Below are 18471 nucleotides of genomic sequence, written 5' to 3' on the forward strand. Positions count from 1 at the left end.
CCTCTCGTCGTCGTACCTGTTGTCCTGACCCCGCTTCTTTCCCTTCTGCGGGGTCGGGAAGGTGCGTTCACCGTGTCTGGTCCTGCGCAGGCGAAACCCGCCAACGACCTCTTCATCGACATCACCCTCGGCCTGCTCGTCACCGCCGCCGTGTTCACCGGGATCCTGCGCGTCGCAGGCTCCGTGACCGCGTTCCTCACCGGGCTCCCTGAACCGGCCAGCGGGTTCACGACCGGCCTCGCCGTCCTTGCCACCCCAGCAGACCCGGGTGCGGCGCTCGGCGCGGAAGGCCTGAACCCGTTCGCCTACTGGGCAGTCGTCACCCTGTTCCTCAGTGTGCTCGGGACAGCGGGATTCTTCGTGGTTCGGGCGGTTCACCGTTCCCGGTCGAAGACGGACCCGCACCGGCTCGCAGGCACCGCCACCGCCGCCGAGGTCGCCCGCGTCGCCTCCCCGAAGGCCCTGGTGAAGAAGGCCGCGACGTTGCGGCCCTCTCTCACCGGGACGCCAGCCCCGAGCGACGTCGGGTATCTCCTCGGCACGGGGAAGGGAGGGCAGGTGTGGGCGACGGTCGAGGACTCGATCCTGTTGATCGGTCCTCCCCGGTCGGGGAAGGGTCTGCATGTGGTGATCAACGCGATCCTCGACGCCCCCGGCGCCGTCATCACCACCAGCACCCGCCCGGACAACCTCACCGCGACATTGAAAGCACGGGCGAAGAAGGGGAAGGTCGCGGTGTTCGACCCCCAGCAGCTCGCCCCAGGGTTGTCTGCGGGGATGCGGTGGTCGCCGGTGCGGGGCTGCCAGGACCCGCTGACGGCGATGATCCGCGCCAAAGGCCTCGCCACCGCCACCGGATTCGGCGGTGTCCAAGACGCCGGGTTCTGGGAAGGGAAGACCACCGCCGCGATCCAAGCGCTCCTGCATGCCGCCGCTCTCGACGGGAGGGATGCGAAGACCCTGTATCAGTGGGCGCTGAACCCGACCCTCGCCGCCGACGCCGTACGGGTGCTGTCCTCGCATCCTGGGGCGGCGGAGGGGTGGGCGGACAGCCTGGATGCGATGGTGCAGGCTGACCCGCGGACGAGGGATTCGATCTGGCAGGGCGTGTCCCTCGCGTTCTCCGCCCTCGCCGACCCCCGCGTCCTCGACGCCGTCTCACCAAGACCGGGTGAGGAGTTCGACCCCGAGGTCTTCCTTCGCGGCAACGGGACTCTCTACCTCCTGGCGACGGGTGCGGGGGCTGGGGCGTCGTCAGCGCTGGTGGCGGCGTTCATCGAGGACCTGGTTGAGACGGCGAGGAAGATCGCCGCCCGGTCACCCGGTGCCCGCATGGACCCGCCCCTGCTCCTCGCGTTGGATGAGATCGGGAACCTCGCCCCGCTCCCGTCGCTGCCGACGTTGATGGCGGAAGGCGGCGGCACCGGCATCACCCCACTCCCCGTCCTGCAGTCCCTCGCACAGGCCAGGGAGAAGTGGAGCGAGAACCAGGCGAACGCGATCTGGGACGCCTCCATCGTCAAGATCATCCTCGGCGGAGCCTCCAACAGCCGCGACCTCCAAGACCTCTCCACCCTCATCGGCGACCGCGACGAAACCACCAACAGCGTGACGACCGACGCGTATGGGGCGCACTCATCGCAGCGCTCGATCCGCCGCGTCCCTATCCTCCCCCCAGACGTGTTGCGCACGCTCCCGTTCGGCACGGGCGTGGTAATGCTCCGCACCGCCCGGCCCATCATCACGAACCTGCGCCCCTGGCCGTCCCGCGCCGACGCGAAGCAACTGAGAGCTGACCGGGGTGAGGTGGAGCAGGCCCTCCAGGGCGGTGCCCGGTAGCAGGGCCACGACTTCAGGGTGGCGGTCGTACCTGTCCAGTAGCCCCCGCAGTTGCGGGTGTGAGACCGATAGGAGTACTCGCTGATGACCATCCGCACCAAGCAGTCCCTCTCCGGGTTCGTCGCTACGGACCCGGAGCTGACGTTCACGAGCAACGGTGATGCCCGCGTCTACATGCGTATCGGGCAGCCCCAGGCCCGGTTCGAACAGGACGGCACGTTCACCCAGCTCGACCCGGAGTTCACCGACCTGGTGATGTTCCGCAAGTCTGCCGAACTCGCCCATGAGCAGTTCCGTAAGGGCGACAACTTCCTTGCCGAAGGCGAGACCCGCACCTACACCGGCAGTGACGGCGCTGAACGGGAGCAGTTCGTCGCGTCCCGGATCGGACACGACAACAACCTCACCCGCTACACCGTCGACCGCGCCCCGCTCGAACGAGAAGCCCGCAGCAGGAGGCGCCGCTGCGGGAGCAGGTGCAGCAGGCTCTCGCCCAGCGGGAAGCACAGCTCGACCCGGAGCCACCCGCCGCGACCGCGAGCACCGGCGCAGTGCAGCGCGAGGCGGTCGCCCGATAAACCGCGGGTGCGGCGACCAGCCTCCCCACCACCTCCACCTGGTCGCCGCGCCCGCCCCCTGCTCTTCGCCGCGTCCTTCGCGGCTCTCCTTCTTCTTTCTCGCCCTTGTTCCGGGAGCATCCTGATGACCACCGACAACCCCACACCACCTGACCTGCCCGATACAGATCCGACCGCTCAGGGGCCTGACTTCGACGGGATCGACCTGTCCGGGCTGCCCGCAGACGTCGCTGAGAAAGCGAGAGCGTTCGCGAAGCAGACGTTCCAGGCGGACTTGGCGAAGTCGCTCACCGCGGTGGCGCGGCCGATCAACTGGCGCACCCTCCCACCCGCAGACCTCGAAGCCGAGCTTCTCGAGTTGAACGGGTGGGTGGACTGGCTTCGCCACACCTACGGCCTGCCCGCCCAGGTGATCCCGCCGATGTGGCATCGCCACCCCGAACTGCTCTGGGAGCTGTCCGCGCTACGCCAGCACTGGCTGTTCTGCTTCGACCCCCAAGCGAAAGGCAACCAGGCTCTCGCCTGGCACCACGACTTCAGCCTTGCACGGGAGCGGCTGCGGGACTGGGCCACGATCTCCGGCACCCGCCTCGACCGAGACCGGCCCACCCGCATCACGGCCTGGCCCGGCGGGGAAGCTGAGGATTGGACGGAGCCCGACACCACGGAACGACCCGTCGCGGCGCGGACGGACGACTTCCTCGCATTCGTCGCCGAGCAGGTTGCCGCGCGCCGTGAGGAGCAGGACGCAACGATCCGTGACGTGATTGCCAAGGAACAGCAGGCCCGGTGATGGCGGGGAGGCGTCGCCCGTATGAGCGGAAGACCGGGTATGTGCCGCAAGCGGAACGCTCATACGGGATCCGGGTGGTGCACCGGGAGCGTCCGAACATGACCGCGCTGACGGAGTTGTTCGTCCGGTTCACGCTCGCCGAAGCCCACGCCAACCGCGACACCGAGCACGAGCCGGTGACCGTACGACCGGAAGTGCTGAAACTCAGCACGGACCGGGATCTCACTGCCGAAGGAAGGTAACATCACCACCCGCCCAGAACACGCACCGGCGGGGAGAAAGCCGAGGAACCGCCGCCATGCTGTACGCCACTGACACGATCGCACCACCATCCCCGCCCGCGGAAACGATGCTTGCTCCCGCAGTGACCTATCTGCGGGTGTCGACCAAGGAGCAGGCCACCAAAGGCGGACACGACGAGGGCTTCTCGATCCCTGCGCAGCGGGGCGCGAACCACGCCAAAGCCGACACCCTCGGCGCGAGCATCGTCAAGGAGTTCGTCGACGCGGGGGAGTCGGCGAAGAAAGCCGACCGTCCCGCGCTGCGGGAGATGATCGCCTACGTCAAGGCCCACAAGGTCGCGTACTGCATCGTCCATAAAGTCGACCGGCTCGCCCGCAACCGTGCCGACGACGTCGAGATCCACCTCGCCCTCCGCGAGGCCGGCGTGCTGCTGGTATCGGCGACGGAGAACATCGACGAGACCCCATCGGGGATGCTGCTGCACGGGATCATGTCCTCGATCGCGGAGTTCTACTCCGTGAACCTCGCCAACGAGGTCATGAAAGGCCTCGTCCAGAAAGCCTCCACCGGCGGCACCCCCATGCGCGCCCCGATCGGGTACCGCAACACCCTCCACCGCGACGACCTCGGCCGTGAAGTGCGCGGCATCACCCAAGACCCCGATCGGGCACGACTCGTCAAGTGGGCATTCACCGCGTACGCGTCCGGGAACTACAGCCTCGCCCAGCTCCGCACCGAACTCACCAAGAAGGGTCTGCGCAGCGTGCCGACGCCGAAACGTCCCGCACGTCCGCTCGGGCTATCGTCGGTGCACCGGATGCTGCAGAACCCGTACTACAAGGGCGACGTCGTCTACCGCGGCGTCCGTTACGACGGTGCACACGAGCGCCTCGTCGAGCCCGAGATCTGGTACCAGGTGCAGTCCGTGCTCCGCGCCCACGCCCAGTCCGGGGTCCGCACCCAGAAGCACGACCACTACCTCAAAGGCACCCTGTACTGCGGGCGCTGTCGCCAGCGGATGACGATCATCCACGCGAAGAACCGGCACGGGAACATCTACCCGTACTTCATCTGCCTGGGCCGCAACAACAAGCGCACCACCTGCGACATGCCCTACGCACCCGTGGACCGGGTCGAGAAGCTCGTCGCCGACTACTACCGGCGCATCACCCTCACCCCAGCGATGACCGACGCGCTCCGGGGGATGCTCACCCACGAGTTCGACCAGCTCACCGCAGGCACGAACCAATCCATCCGCGACCTCACCGAACGGCGTAAGCAGATCCTCGCCGAGCAGGACAAGCTCCTCGAAGCCCACCTCGCCGACGCCCTGTCCCTGGACCAGCTGAAGAAGTTCCAGACCCGGCTCCGCGCCGAACTTGACGGGATCGAAGCGCAGATCGCCGAGCACCACAACGACTACCAAGGAGCCCGTGCCCTCATCGACGGAGCTCTCGATCTCGCCCGCGACTTCGCAAAGATCTACGAGCGCTGCGACGAGCAGAACAAGCGCCTCGCGAACCAGACCTTCTTCACCCGCATCTACCTGAACGAGGGCGGCACCCTCACCGCCGACACCGCCGCACCCTTCGCCACGATCCTCGACGAGAACACGAAGCAGCAAGCCCTCACCTGGGCCGAAGCACGCTCGTCCTCAGACGAGGAGAGCGATGCTGTAACCCGAGACCTGTTTCTTCAGGCCCGGGTTACAACATCGCTCATTGAGTGCGCGAGGGGGGACTTGAACCCCCACGCCCTAATACGGGCACTAGCACCTCAAGCTAGCGCGTCTACCTATTCCGCCACCCGCGCATTGGGTGTCGGCCCGTCCAGACCCGCCGTGCGGAGCTTTTCGAACCAAGAGAAAACATTACCACCTACGACCGTGCCCGACGAATCATGACATGCCTCGGGCGTGGCGGTGACCCGCGTTCCTACCCGAGGTCGACGCCGAAGATCAGCCCCAGACCGTAGGTCACCGCGGCGGCACCGAAGCCGATCGCCAGCTGCCGCAGCGCGCGCGGAATCGGTGAGGCACCGGACAGCAGACCGACCAGCGCACCGGTCACGCTCAGCGCGATGCCGACGAGCACGAGTGCGACGACCACGGCGGCCATTCCCGACATGCCGAAGATCCACGGCAGCACGGGGATGATCGCACCAGAGGCGAACAGCAGGAAGCTCGACACCGCCGCTCTGAGAGCGCCTCCGACCACTTCGTGCGCGTCACCGGACACGGCGCGCTGCGGCATCTGCCCGCCATTGGCCTCGGCGATCACGCGCCGTGCGCGTTCCATCGCCTCCTCCCCTGCCATTCCCCTGGTCCGATACACGAGGGCGAGCTCGTTCGCGTCGATGTCGAGGTCTGGCAGGTTCGCGTGCGCGAAGTCGCTCGGCTCCGTCGCCTCCAGCAGTTCGCGCTGACTGCGCACCGAGACGTATTCCCCGGCCCCCATCGACAGCGCCCCGGCCAGCAGGCCGGCGACGCCGCTGAAAAGGACGAACTGAGGCGCCGCGCCCGTTGCACCGATGCCCATCACGAGCGCCAGATTGCTGACGAGCCCGTCATTCGCTCCGAACACCGCAGCCCGGAACGTGCCGGAGAGCTTGCGTCGGCTCTTCGCGGCGAGTCCGCGCACGACCTCGTGGTGGATCTTCTCGTCGGCGCGCATCGCCGGCGTCGCCCACGGGTCGGCGTCGTAGGGCGAGCGCGCCTCCGCCTGCTGCGCCATCGCGAGGGTGAACACCGAGTCGAAGCGTCCGGCCATCCACCCGGTCAGCCTGTCGCGCATCCTCGCCTTCGGCAGCTTCTTCGGCTCACCGCCGAGCAGGTCGATCCAGTGCTGCTCGTGGCGCTTCTCGGCGTCCTCGAGCTGCAGCAGGATCTCGCGCTCCTCACCCTGTCGCTTGCGCGCGAGCCGCCGGTACACCGCAGCCTCCGCACGCTCGTCGGCGATGTACTGCGCCCAGCGGCGGCGGTCCGATGCGGTCGGCTCGCTCGGGGTCTGATACTCCGTGTCGTTCACTCGTTCCACGGTATTCGCGCCGTGCCCGCAACACGTCGCAGATCCGCGCATTGACAGCATTTCGGATCCCCGAAGCACGCGCGCCGCACCCTCTGCGACGCCCTCACAGGCACCCGGATGCCGTCAGGAGCGTACGCGACGACGCAGGCTCTGTATGCGCTTCTGCAGCTGTGCCACGGTCGCCTGTGCCACGGCCGGCCCGCCGCAGGTGCGTCGAAGGTCTGCGTGGATCTTGCCGTGAGGATCGCCCGTCTGCCTGGAGTAGAGCCCGACGAGGTTGTTCAGCAGCTGCCGCTGCTCCTTCAGCGTGCGGTGCAGCGGCTCGGGGAGCGCGCTCTGCCCGCTGTCACGCTCTGCGGATTCGCGCACCTCCCGATGCTTCGACTGCCGCTGCGTGCGCTGCAGCAGCAGATCGTGCACGTGCTCCGGCTCGAGCAGGCCGGGAAGCCCGATGAACTCCTGCTCCTCCTCGGTGCCGGGAACGGCGAGCTGGCCGAACTCCCTGCCCTCGAACACGACCTTGTCGAAGTGCGCCACAGAGCTGAGGGCTTCGAACTTCCCCTCCTCCTCTGTGAGCTCGTCCGAGGCCTTCTCCTCGCGCTCCGCGGCGTCGAGCAGGGAATCGTCGAGCCCGTCGCCGTCCTTCTCGCCACGGCCGATGACGTGGTCGCGCTCCCGCTCCATCTCGCCGGCGAGATCCATCAGAGACGGCACGTGCGGCAGGAACACGCTGGCCGCCTCGCCGCGGCGCCTGGCCCGCACGAAGCGCCCGATCGCCTGCGCGAAGAACAGCGGCGTCGACGACGATGTCGCGTACACCCCGACCGCCAGCCGCGGCACATCGACGCCCTCTGACACCATGCGAACAGCGACCATCCACCTGTCGTCGTTCCCCGCGAAGTCCTCGATGCGCCGAGAAGCCGCCTTGTCGTCGGAGAGCACGACGGTCGCCCTTCTGCCGGTGATCGACATCAGCAGCTTCGCGTACGCGCGAGCCGCCGTCTGATCGGTCGCCAGCACGAGCCCGCCCGCATCGGGAACGTGGTGCCGGATCTCGGTGAGCCGTGCGTCGGCCGAGCGCAGGATCTGCGACATCCACTCGCCGTTCGGATCCAGCGCCGTGCGCCAGGCCTGAGACGTGACGTCCTTGATGTTGTCCTGCCCGAGCTGCGCCTCCACCTCTTCGCCGGCCTTCGTGCGCCAGGCCATCTGGCCGGCGTACACGTGGAAGAGCACGGGGCGCACGACGCCGTCGGCGAGGGCCCGCCCGTAGCCGTAGTTGTAGTCGGTGATCGAGGTCATGCCGCCGGCAGTATCCGGCGCGTAGTCGACGAACGGGATCGGCGAGTCATCGCTGCGGAACGGCGTGCCTGACAGCATCAGCCTTCTGGTGGCCGGCGCGTACGCCTCCCGCACGGCGTCGCCCCAGCTGAGCGCGTCGCCGCCGTGGTGCACTTCGTCGAGGATGACCAGTGTGCGCCCCGACTCCGTCAGCTGGCGGTGCACGTACGCCTTCGCGGCGACCTGCGCGTAGGTGACGACCACACCGGCGTACTGCCGCGACGGTGAGACGTCGCTGTTGCGGAAGTTCGGATCGAGCCGGATGTGCGCACGAGCAGCGGCATCCGCCCATTGGGTCTTGAGATGCTCGGTCGGCGCGACCACGATGACACGGTCGATGACATCGTCGCTGCGGAGCTTTCGCGCCATCGTCAGCGCGAATGTCGTCTTTCCTGCGCCGGGTGTCGCAGCGACCAGGAAGTCGCGTTTGTTCGCCAGGTCGTACGCTTCCATCGCCTCGCGCTGCCATGCGCGAAGGTTCTCCGCGGTACCCCACGGAGCTCTCTGCGGATAGGACGGTGACAGCACTCGTCCACGATATGCGAGACCGACGACGTCGAACCTTCGAAGCGGCAGGGCGTCGCCCATCCGGAGCTGGGATAATCGTCGGATGATCCCCGCCGACGCACGTACGCACATCGATGACCTCGCCGCTTTCGTGACCGCTTCGCCCTCGTCGTACCACGCGGCCGCCGAGGTCGTGCGCCGACTGACCGGCGCAGGTTTCGACGCTCTCGACGAGCGCGACGCCTGGCAGGTGCGACCGGGTGGGCGCTACGTGGTGCGGCGCGACGGTTCGGCGATCGCATTCGTCGTCCCGGATGACGCCGGGCCGCTCACGCCGTTCTCCATCGTCGGAGCCCACACCGACTCCCCCGCCTTCAAGCTGAAGCCCAAGCCCACCACCACGGGTCCAGGCGGCTGGTGGCAGCTCGGCGTCGAGGTCTACGGCGGCCCGCTGCTCAACTCGTGGCTCGACCGCGAGCTGGAACTCGCGGGGCGGATCGTGACGCGCGACGGCGTCGAGCACGTCGTGCGCACAGGGCCGCTGCTGCGATTCCCGCAGCTCGCTGTGCACCTCGACCGCGCTGTGAACGAGTCGCTCGCGCTCGACAAGCAGAAGCATCTCGACCCGGTGTGGGGACTCGGCGACGCGGAGTCGGCCGACATCCTCGCCGTTCTGGCGCGCGAGGCCGGCGTGCGGCCTGACGAGATCGCCGGCTACGACATCCTCACGGCCGACACGCAGGACCCGCGCGTGTTCGGCGCCGATGGTGACCTGTTCGCGTCCGGTCGCCTCGACAACCTGCTGTCGACACATGCGGGGCTCATCGCGATAGAGACGGCCGCACCGACGCGGTCGATCGCGATGTTCGCCGCGTTCGACCACGAAGAAGTCGGCAGCTCGTCGCGCTCCGGCGCCGCAGGCCCCTTCCACGAAGACGTGCTGCGCCGCATCGGCGATGCGCTCGGCGCGACGGCGGAAGATCGGGCCCGCGCGTTCGCCGCGTCGCTGCACGTCTCCAGCGACGTCGGCCATGCCGTGCACCCGAACTATCCGGAGCGGCACGACCCCGTGAACCTGCCGATGGCCGGGCGGGGGCCGATCCTGAAGATCAACGCCAACCAGCGCTACGCCACCGACGCCCACGGCGCCGCCGCCTGGAACGCCGCATGCGAGCGCGCCGCGGTGCCGTCGCAGGAGTTCGTCTCGAACAACGCGGTGTCATGCGGGTCAACGATCGGGCCGCTCTCGGCGACGCGCCTGGGCATCCGGACCGTCGACGTCGGCGTGCCGATCCTGTCGATGCACTCCGCACGCGAGCTCACCAGCGTCGTCGACCCCTGGTACCTCTCACGAGCCATGGGTGAGGTGCTCGCCGCGTGACATCGGACGCGCCCGCTCGCGCCAGGCTTCCGCACGAAGCGTGGCGCGAGCACGAGCGCGTCCACATCCGCCGGGCCGATGCCCTCACCGCCGGGCACCGCGAGCGCGCGGCACGCGGCGAGAAGCACCCGGTGTGGGATTTCCTGTTCCAGTACTACTCGTTCAAGCCCGCCGTGCTGCGCCGATGGCATCCGGGCGCCGGCGTGGAACTCGCCGACGCCGCCGACAGCGAGCGCGCCGGATGGCGCTGGTACCGCGAGGGATCGACGCCCGACTCCCTGATTCCGGATGACGCCGGCTACGCGACAGAGAAGCCGCATCTGGCGAGTCTCATCCGGATCATGCTCACCCGCACCGCGTCGAGGCCCGGTCAGTTCGACTGCTTCGGTCTGCACGAGTGGGCGATGGTGTACCGCTCCGATGCGCACAGGCATCCGCAGCCGCTGCGACTCGGGCAGGACGGCACCGACAGCGTCGTGGAGGAACACGAGCTGAAGTGCACGCACTTCGATGCCTTCCGGTTCTTCACTGCAGAGGCGGAACCGCGCAACCGCCTGCGGCCGACGCGCGACACACAGCCGGATCTCGATCAGCCCGGATGTCTGCACGCGGGCATGGACGTGTACAAGTGGGCGATCAAACTCGGGCCGCTCGTGCCAGGCGATCTCCTGCTGGACGCGTTCGAACTGGCCGCAGACATCCGCAGCCTCGATATGCGGGCCGCGCCCTACGATCTGCGCGCGTGGGGCTTCGACCCTGTCCGGATCGAGACGCCGGATGGCAAAGCCGAGTATGTGCGCCGTCAGCGCGGCTTCGCCGAACGGGGCAATGCGCTGCGCCGACGGATCCTCGCGGCGGCCTTCCCTGATACCGCCCCCGCCCCGTCGGCCCAGCGCATCGCTGCTCCGGTACGGGCGGACGCCGCCGCAGCCGCTGGGTAGCGGCCCTTCGCCGCATCTGCGCGACTGTCGCCGGCTAGGCTTCGGCGGGCTGCGGCACCAGGATGCGGTCGTGGCCGGTGTAGATGTTCATGGTGTCACCGCGCAGGAAGCCGACGAGCGTGAGGCCCGCGTCGTCGGCGAGTTCGACCGCCAGCGATGACGGCGCCGACACTGCCGACAGTGCCGGGATGCCCGCCATCAGGGCCTTCTGCACGAGCTCGAAGCTGGCCCTGCCCGACACCATCAGCACAGTTCGGCGCAGCGGCAGTCGGTCGTTCAGCACCGCCCAGCCCACCACCTTGTCGACGGCGTTGTGGCGGCCGACGTCTTCGCGCAGGACGAGCAGCTCGCCCGTGTCCGCGTCGAACAGGCCCGCAGCGTGCAGACCGCCCGTCTTGTCGAAGGCGTCCTGGTTGTCGCGGAGCGTGTCGGGGAGCTCCGCGAGCAGGCGGGCATCGATCGTGAAGGCGTCGCCGGCGACGTCATGGGCCGATTCGGTGCGGACGGCATCGATCGACGCCTTGCCGCACATGCCGCAGGAGCTGGTCGTGTAGAAGTTGCGCGACAGGTCGGTGCTGGGCAGCGCGACGCCATGCGCGAGTGCCACATCGAGCACGTTGTAGGTGTTCTCACTCGCCGAGGCGCCGCTGTCGGACGCCCGGAGCGTGTCCAGCACACTGCGCGGGGCGGCGTCTGCCGCCGCCGGAGCGCCGACCTCCGGCATGCCGAGGCCGTTGGTTCCCGGACCACCGCAGTGGATCGCCGAACGGAAGTCGCCCCCCGTCTTCACCACCCCTTCGGAGACGAGGAATCCCGCCGCCAGCTCGACGTCGTGCCCCGGCGTGCGCATCGTGATCACGAGCGGCTCCCCCGCGATGCGGATCTCGAGCGGCTCCTCCACCGCGAGAGTGTCGGGCCTGCGCCGCTCGCCGTGCGTGAGGGAGACTCTGGTGACAGGCCGCCGCGTCGTGATCCGTCCCATACAGCCATGTTACGCGCGCGTGTGGGCCCCAGCTCCGCGCGGACGGCTCGGGTCAGCCGCCGATGGCGTTCATACCGCGCTCCGGCTGCAGGAACGACGGGTCGTTGATGGCGTGCCCGGGCAGCTTACCCGCGATGGCCGCCCGCAGCACCCGTTCGATGTCGTCATCGCTGCCGCCCCCGCGCAGCCGCGGCACGAGATCGTACTCGTCGTTGGAGAACAGGCAGTTCCGGATCTGCCCGTCGGCCGTGAGGCGCATCCGGTCGCAGTCGCCGCAGAACGGGGCGGTGACGGATGCGATCACGCCGACCGAATGCGAGCTTCCGCCGAGCCGCCAGGTCTCGGCGGGCGCGCCGCCGCGGCCGGGGATCGGCTCCAGCTCCCACCGCGTGCGCAGCGCGTCGAGGATCTCCTCGCGCGTGACCATGCTGTCCCTGCTCCAGGTGTGTCCGGCGTCGAGGGGCATCTGCTCGATGAAGCGCAGCTGCGCGCCGTGTCCCGTGGCGAACTCCACCAGGTCGACGATCTCGTCCTCGTTCACCCCGCGCATGGCGACGGTGTTGAGTTTGAGCGGCTTCAGGCCGCTGCGCGCCGCGGCCGCGATGCCGTCCATCACGTCGTCGAAGCGATCACGACGGGTCAGCTCGCGGAACTTCTCCCGATCGAGCGTGTCGATCGAGATGTTCAGTCGTTTCAGGCCCGCATCGACCAGATCGGGAAGGAACTCCCCCAGCCGGATGCCGTTGGTCGTCATCGCGATCTTCACGGGCCCGTCAGGGGATTCGATGCGTGCGAGCCGCCTGACCACGTCGACGATGTCGCGCCGCAGCAGCGGCTCTCCCCCGGTCAGTCGGAACGTCGAGATGCCGCTGGCTGCGGCGATGCCGGCCACTCGAACGATCTCGTCGACAGTGAGGATGCTCTCGCGTGCCAGCCACTCGTTGCCCTGCTCCGGCATGCAGTACGTGCACCGCAGGGAGCAGCGATCGGTGAGCGAGATGCGCAGATCGCGGTGCACGCGGCCGAAGCGGTCGACGATCGGCCCGCCCAGGGGCCCGTCGAACGTCGCGGGGCGCGCGGCTGCGCCTTCCGCAGGGGCGACTGCGATCGTCGCGCCCAGCGAAACGGCCGTCATGAGCGACTCCTGTGCATCAGACCAGGCTACTCTCCGACAGCGGAAGCGGCACCGCGGTCGGTGACCTGGCGCGTGCCGTCCTCGCGCGGCGAGTGCGCACCGGATGCGCGCGGCCTGCGTGCCGGGCCGATGATCCGCACGCGATCCGCCGGTACGGACAGGCGCACGGGGTCGCCGGGAGCCAGGTGCATGCCGGCGAGCCGTTCGGCGGGGATCTCGGCCGCCACTCGCGGGTTCTCCGTGACGACGCGCGCTCCGGACGGCGTCGACTCGAATCGGACGACCCGTGCCAGCCACTCGCCGGGTTCCGGTTCGGCATCGCGGGCCAGTCGCAGTGCGGCGGTCCACGAGTCGTCGTCGGCGCGCTCCAGGCGCACATCGCTCGGCCGGAACAGCGCCGTGACCCGCTTGCCCTCGTGCGCGTGCCGTCGCGGGGTGCGCGCCAGCGCCGCGGCCTGGGCATCGCGCGTCGACGATGGTGCGTCCCCGTCGACGTGCTCCGCGTCGTCCGCCGACTCGTACCCCGCAGGCAGTGCCCGATGATGCGGCACGACGTGCGCCGCGGCGAGCGGTCCGCCGCCTGCGTCTGCGGAGTCGCTGCCTCCGATGCGAACGGGGCCCTCCGACGCCTTGACCAGGCATCCGCCGCTCGATCCGGTGCCCACGATCCGGTTCAGGCCGGCGACCGTCGCAGCGAACGGCGTCTGCGGGCGCGCGAGCACATCCGCAGTCGGCCCTTCCTGCGTGATGGTGCCCTTCTCCAGTATGAACAGGCGCCGCCCGAGGGCGGCGGCATCGGTGACGTCGTGCGTGACGATGAGAGCGGCGACCCTGGACGAGATCAGCTGCTCCTGCAGCATGGCTCGGATGTCGGCGGCAGTTTCGGGGTCGAGGGACGTGAGCGGTTCGTCGAGGAGCACGGCGCGGGGTGCGGCCGCCAGCGCCCTGGCGATCGCGACACGCTGCTGCTGCCCTCCTGACAGCTCGCGGGGGTGATGGTCGCCCGTGCCGCCGAGGCCGACCTGCCAGAGCCACTCATCCGCCTCGTTGCGGGCGTGTTTGCCGTCGAGGCCGCGCACGCGAAGGCCGAACGCGACGTTGTCGCGTGCGGAGAGGTGCGGGAACAGCCGTGGATCCTGGCTGAGCAGCACCACGTCGCGCTTCTGCGGGCGCACGTGGCGCCGCCTGGTGGCAGCCGTGTCGTTGCCGAACGCCACGGTCCCGCCCGACAGGCGCGTCACTCCGGCGATCGCGCCCAGCAGTGTGGACTTCCCTGCGCCTGACGGCCCCATCACCGCGACGATCTCGCCGTGCTCGACGCGCACGCGTGCGTCGAGCCGGAATCCGGGACGGTTCACGATCACGTGCGCGTCGATCGGCGCGCCGCTCACCCTGTGCTGATTTCCACGGCTCATCGCATCGCTCCCGGTCGCCAGGCCCGCACCAGAAGAAGCACGAGGATCGCGGTCATCAGCAGCAGCAGTGACAGCGCGACCGCCGGTCCCTGCGAGAGCCCTGATCCGTTGAACGCGGTGTAGATCGCCAGCGGCATCGTGCGGGTCACACCCGGCGCGTTCCCCGCGAACAGCGCCGTGGCGCCGAACTCGCCGACCGCACGGGCGAAGCACAGCACCGTGCCGGCGATCAGGCCGGGTGCGGCGAGCGGGAGCGTGATGCGGGCGAGGATGCGCCACCGGCCCGCGCCCAATCCCGCTGCCGCGAGCTCGAATTCGGTGCCGACCGAGCGCAGCGCACCCTCGAGGGCGAGCACGAGGAACGGCAGCGCGACGAACACCTGCGCCAGCACCACGGCCGTGGTGGTGAACGGAATCTGGATGCCGACCTCGGCGAGGAGCGAGCCGCCGGGGCCGGTCGGGCCGAGCAGGAACAGCAGAGCGACACCGCCGACCATCGGCGGCAGCACCAGAGGTATCGTCACGAGCGCCCGCAGCACGGCCGCCACGGCGCGGGCGGAGCGGGCGATCAGAAGAGCGAGCGGCACTCCGAGCACGAGGCAGATCCCCGTCGCCACCAGCGCAGTGCGCACCGAGAGCCACAGCGCCTCAAGGGACGCCGGCGAGGTGACGTCTCCCCAGACCGTCGTCCATTCCACCCGGCCGACGAGGGCGGCCAGCGGGAGGACGAGCATGGCGATCCCGACGAGGGCGGGAACAGCCAGTATTCGGGGAAGCTGCCCCGGCGGGGACGCCCGCCGACGCGGGCCGGCTTCTGTGCGGGCGGTGCCGCTGCGGACGTCGCTCATAGTCCTATCGTGTCGATCCTGCGCCGAATCCGCGGGCCTCCAGCACGGCGCGTCCGCTATCTCCTGTCACATAGTCGACGAATTCGGCCGCGGCATCCGGTTCCGGTGCAGCATCGAGCACGCCGATCGGGTAGCGACTGATCACCTCGTCGGCGCCCGTCGCGTCGAGGACGCCGACGTCGCGCCCGACCACGTCGGTGCGGTAGACGAGTCCGGCGTCGGCGACCTGCGTCTCGACCTTCGTGAGCACGGCGGTGACGTTCTGCTCCTCGCTGGCCGGAGTGACGTCGACGCCGGCGGAATCGAGCAGCGTGCCGCTGGCCGCGCCGCACGGCACCTCGGGCGCGCACAGGACGACGTTCAGCCCCGGATCGGCGAGGTCGGCGAGGTCGGAGACCGGCGTCTCCGCGTCGGGCGGCGTGACGATCACCAGGGTGTTCGTCGCGAAGATGCGCGCCTCGGAGACGTCGTCCGCGATCCGGTCGAAGGTCTGCTCGTTCGCGGTCGCCACGATGTCGGGCGCGGCACCCTCCTCGATCTGCGTGACCAGCACGTTCGAGCCGTCCGTGACGATCGGACGGATGTCGACATCCGGATGCTCCGCCTCGAAGGCGGCGGCGATCTCCTCGAAGGCGCCCTGCAGCGATGCGGCCGCGAACACCGTCACCGGCGTGCCGTCGCCGTCGGCCGGTCCGGCGCACCCCGCGAGCAGCACGCCGGATGCCGCCGCTGTCGCGGCCACCAGACGTCTCATCCTCACCCGCCCATCCTGCCATCAGCGGAGACGGCCCCCGGTGCGCCCGTCGCTCCGCCGCCGGAGTGGTGGCGCACTGTGCCGCGCCCCAGCGGACTGCCGCGGCGCTGTGGCGCAGAGCGGCACACGGGGATGGGAGGGCGTCGGTCGGGAATCCGGCATCGGACGAACGACCGGCACCGGATGAGCGACGGGCGCTCCTCGGGCGGGGAGCGCCCGGATGACCGTGGTGCGGCCTACCCTGGAGACATGCCGTTCCCACCGCTCGTCGACCCCGTCGCTTCGCTCTCCGAGGCGGAGCGAACCCGCACGGCGCGTCATCTCACCCTCGCGGGCTTCGGCGAGGACGCGCAGCGGCGACTCGCGAACGCGCACGTCGCACTCGTGGGCGCGGGTGGACTCGGCTCCCCCGCCGTTCTCGCGCTCGCCTCGGCAGGCGTCGGCACGCTCACCGTGATCGACGATGACGTGGTCGAGGTCTCGAACCTGCAGCGCCAGGTGATGCACCGGCACGACGACATCGGTGCACCGAAGGCGCTCAGCGCCGTACGCACGGCCGCGGACCTCTCGCCGGAGACCGACGTGCGCACGGTGATCCGGCGCCTCGATGCCTCCAACGCGGTCGAGCTGCTCAGCGGCGCCGATGTGGTGCTCGACGGTGCCGACACGTTCGAGACGCGGGTCGACGTGGCCGCCGCGTGCGAGCGGCTGGGCGTGCCGCTGGTGTGGGGCGTGATCCAGGAGTTCACCGCCCAGCTGACGGTGTTCTGGTCGACTCCGCCGGACGGACGCTCGCCCGTGCTGCTCGACGATCTGTATCCCGCAGGCAGCGCGGGAGAGGTTCCGACGTGTGCCCAGGTGGGCGTGCTCGGGGCGATGTGCCTGCAGGTCGGGGCGGCGATGGCGATGCAGGCGATTCAGCTCATCGCAGGAATCGGCGAGCCGCTGCTCGGGCGGGTGATGCTCTTCGACGCGCTGCGATCCCGCTCGCGGGAGGTCCCGCTCGTCGGCGCGGCCGCGCAGGCGCGCGACAGCGCGGACGACGTCTCCCCTGCACCCTCACCATCGGGGCCGTCCGATGCCGATGCGCCGGTGTCTGTCGGCGCCACGGCAGGCTCGCCGCAGTGCGCCCGCAGCATCAGGGCGCGCGATCTCGACGCCTTCCTCGCGGCAGGTGCCCCGGGGGCGATGCCGACGCTTCTCGACGTGCGCGAACCCGACGAGATCGCGGCGGATGCCCCGTTCTCCGACGCCGTGAGCATTCGGTTCGGTGAGGTCGTGGCCGATCCCGGCGCTGCCGCCGCGCGCTTGGGCGAGCGGCCGGTTGCGGTGATCTGCCGATCCGGTGTGCGTTCGAAACGGGCGGCGACGGCGTTGACAGCCGCGGGCGTCGACTGCGTGAGCGTCGCCGGTGGCCTCGATGCCTGGCACACGACGGCGCAGCGGAGCGCGATCCGATGAGCATGCGCTCCGTCGAGGAACAGCGCGCACGTGTGCTCGCCGAGGTGCGCCCGACCGAGAGGGCCGCGGTTCCGCTCGCCCTCGCGGCGGGGCTGACCCTTGCCGAGCCGATCACGGCGCGCGTGCCGATCCCGGTGTTCGACAACTCCGCCATGGACGGCTTCGCCGTGCGCTTCGACGATGTCGCCGAAGCATCCGCCACGGCACCCGTCACGCTGCGGGTCGTCGCCGACGTGCCGGCGGGCAGCGCAGACGACCCCGCCATCCGGTCGGGTGAGGCTGCGCGCATCATGACGGGAGCGGCCGTGCCGGCCGACGCCGACGTGATCGTGCCGTTCGAGCACACCGCGGGCGGCCTTGCCGATTCGATGACCGAAGCCACGGTGACGCAGGCGCCGAAAGCGCGCGCGGCACACATCAGACGACGCGGCGAGGACCGCGAGCCAGGTGACACGATTCTGGAACCCGGTTCGCCGCTTGCCGCGTTCGCCCTCTCCGGTGCGGCCGCCGCGGGTGTCGACGAGGTCGTCGTCGCAGCGCGGCCTCGCGTGCTGGTGATGTCGACCGGGTCCGAACTCACCGGTCCCGGCGCTCCCCTGCGGCGCGGCCAGATCCCCGAGTCGAATTCGGTGCTGCTGGCGAACCTCGCACGCGAAGCGGGTGCGGAGCTCGCCGCAGTCGCGACCGTCGACGACGCCCCGGAGGAGTTCGTCCGGGCGCTCGACGAGCATCCCGATGTCGACGTCGTGATCACGTCCGGCGGCGTCAGCGCCGGTGCGTACGAGGTGGTCAAGAACGTGCTCGGCGGCACGATCGAGTTCACCAAGATCGCCATGCAGCCGGGCAAACCGCAGGGCTTCGGCAGGCTGCCGTCCGGGGCGCTCATGTTCGCTCTGCCGGGCAATCCGGTCAGCGCCGCCGTGTCGTTCGAAGTGTTCGTGCGGCCGGCGCTGCTCGCCATGCAGGGTCGCAGCAGCATCGACCGTCCGGTCATCCGGCTCCGTGCGTCGCTGCCCTGGCGCCCCCCGCAGGGGCGACGGCAGTACCTGCCGGCCTCGATCGATCGAAGCGACCCCGCCGGCTGGTCCGTGCGCCCCGCCACAACCGGCGGTTCCGGCTCCCACCTGGTAGGAGGACTAGCGGTCGCCGAGGCCATCGCCGTCGTCCCCGCCGAGGTCGACCATGTCTCGGCCGGCGATCCGGTCGATGTCATGCTTCTGTCCTGAC

The 18471-nt window shown here is 69.8% G+C and carries 14 protein-coding genes, 1 tRNA gene and 1 pseudogene; 8 read left to right on the plus strand and 8 right to left on the minus strand.

From position 1 onward, the window contains the following. The first annotated feature begins 72 nt into the window (after positions 1–72). The 4 genes and pseudogenes from CIK77_RS02905 to CIK77_RS02920 form a co-directional block, all read left to right on the plus strand. Positions 73–1839: a type IV secretory system conjugative DNA transfer family protein gene (locus tag CIK77_RS02905; RefSeq protein ID WP_087054575.1), complete on the plus strand. Its 1767-nt coding sequence runs from the start codon at positions 73–75 to the stop codon at positions 1837–1839. Between the two features lie 84 nt (positions 1840–1923). After that, positions 1924–3210: a single-stranded DNA-binding protein gene (locus CIK77_RS02910; RefSeq protein ID WP_087054574.1), complete on the plus strand. Its 1287-nt coding sequence runs from the start codon at positions 1924–1926 to the stop codon at positions 3208–3210. A gap of 98 nt (positions 3211–3308) precedes the next feature. After that, entirely contained in the window at positions 3309–3452 is a 144-nt protein-coding gene (locus CIK77_RS17565) for a hypothetical protein (RefSeq protein ID WP_170934101.1), read from the plus strand. A gap of 107 nt (positions 3453–3559) precedes the next feature. Beyond that, positions 3560–4555: pseudogene (locus CIK77_RS02920) on the plus strand (recombinase family protein); the annotation flags it as partial. Between the two features lie 624 nt (positions 4556–5179). Here the strand turns inward: CIK77_RS02920 and CIK77_RS02925 are convergent. From CIK77_RS02925 to CIK77_RS02935, 3 genes are all read right to left on the minus strand, one after another. After that, a tRNA-Leu gene (locus tag CIK77_RS02925) sits at positions 5180–5265 on the minus strand. A gap of 122 nt (positions 5266–5387) precedes the next feature. After that, entirely contained in the window at positions 5388–6479 is a 1092-nt protein-coding gene (locus tag CIK77_RS02930; RefSeq protein ID WP_249268542.1) for a VIT1/CCC1 transporter family protein, read from the minus strand. 123 nt (positions 6480–6602) lie between these two features. Then, positions 6603–8348, minus strand: a complete 1746-nt coding sequence (locus CIK77_RS02935) for a DEAD/DEAH box helicase (RefSeq protein WP_249268541.1) — start codon at positions 8346–8348, stop codon at positions 6603–6605. Between the two features lie 82 nt (positions 8349–8430). On the opposite strand from CIK77_RS02935, the gene CIK77_RS02940 reads away from it, so the two are divergent. Continuing rightward, positions 8431–9708, plus strand: coding sequence for a M18 family aminopeptidase (locus tag CIK77_RS02940; protein ID WP_087054571.1), 1278 nt, complete (start codon positions 8431–8433; stop codon positions 9706–9708). Next, the gene (locus CIK77_RS02945) at positions 9705–10649 is read left to right on the plus strand and encodes a 3-methyladenine DNA glycosylase (RefSeq protein WP_441897706.1); all 945 of its coding nucleotides are present in this window, start codon (positions 9705–9707) and stop codon (positions 10647–10649) included. Before CIK77_RS02940 ends, CIK77_RS02945 begins: the two co-directional genes overlap by 4 nt. Positions 10650–10683: 34 nt before the next feature. Here the strand turns inward: CIK77_RS02945 and fdhD are convergent, their stop codons facing one another. From fdhD to modA, 5 genes are read right to left on the minus strand one after another with little or no spacing between them, the layout of a single operon-like run. Continuing rightward, positions 10684–11631, minus strand: a complete 948-nt coding sequence (gene fdhD / locus CIK77_RS02950; protein WP_087054570.1) for a formate dehydrogenase accessory sulfurtransferase FdhD — start codon at positions 11629–11631, stop codon at positions 10684–10686. Between the two features lie 52 nt (positions 11632–11683). After that, entirely contained in the window at positions 11684–12766 is a 1083-nt protein-coding gene (gene moaA / locus CIK77_RS02955) for a GTP 3',8-cyclase MoaA (protein WP_087054569.1), read from the minus strand. 26 nt (positions 12767–12792) lie between these two features. Continuing rightward, the gene (locus CIK77_RS02960) at positions 12793–14181 is read right to left on the minus strand and encodes an ABC transporter ATP-binding protein (protein ID WP_087054568.1); all 1389 of its coding nucleotides are present in this window, start codon (positions 14179–14181) and stop codon (positions 12793–12795) included. Beyond that, positions 14178–15029, minus strand: coding sequence for an ABC transporter permease (locus tag CIK77_RS02965; RefSeq protein ID WP_087054567.1), 852 nt, complete (start codon positions 15027–15029; stop codon positions 14178–14180). Before CIK77_RS02965 ends, CIK77_RS02960 begins: the two co-directional genes overlap by 4 nt. 4 nt (positions 15030–15033) lie before the next feature. After that, on the minus strand, positions 15034–15783 hold the full coding sequence (gene modA / locus CIK77_RS02970; protein ID WP_087054566.1) for a molybdate ABC transporter substrate-binding protein: 750 nt from the start codon (positions 15781–15783) through the stop codon (positions 15034–15036). A gap of 249 nt (positions 15784–16032) precedes the next feature. Here modA and CIK77_RS02975 point away from each other — a divergent pair, with 249 nt between their 5' ends. Continuing rightward, complete coding sequence (locus CIK77_RS02975; RefSeq protein ID WP_087054604.1) at positions 16033–17244, plus strand: ThiF family adenylyltransferase; 1212 nt, start codon at positions 16033–16035, stop codon at positions 17242–17244. 2 nt (positions 17245–17246) lie between these two features. Beyond that, on the plus strand, positions 17247–18470 hold the full coding sequence (locus CIK77_RS02980) for a molybdopterin molybdotransferase MoeA (RefSeq protein WP_441897711.1): 1224 nt from the start codon (positions 17247–17249) through the stop codon (positions 18468–18470). The last annotated feature ends 1 nt before the right edge of the window (position 18471 follow it).

Source organism: Microbacterium sp. JB110, assembly GCF_003335195.1.
GTDB lineage: Bacteria > Actinomycetota > Actinomycetes > Actinomycetales > Microbacteriaceae > Microbacterium.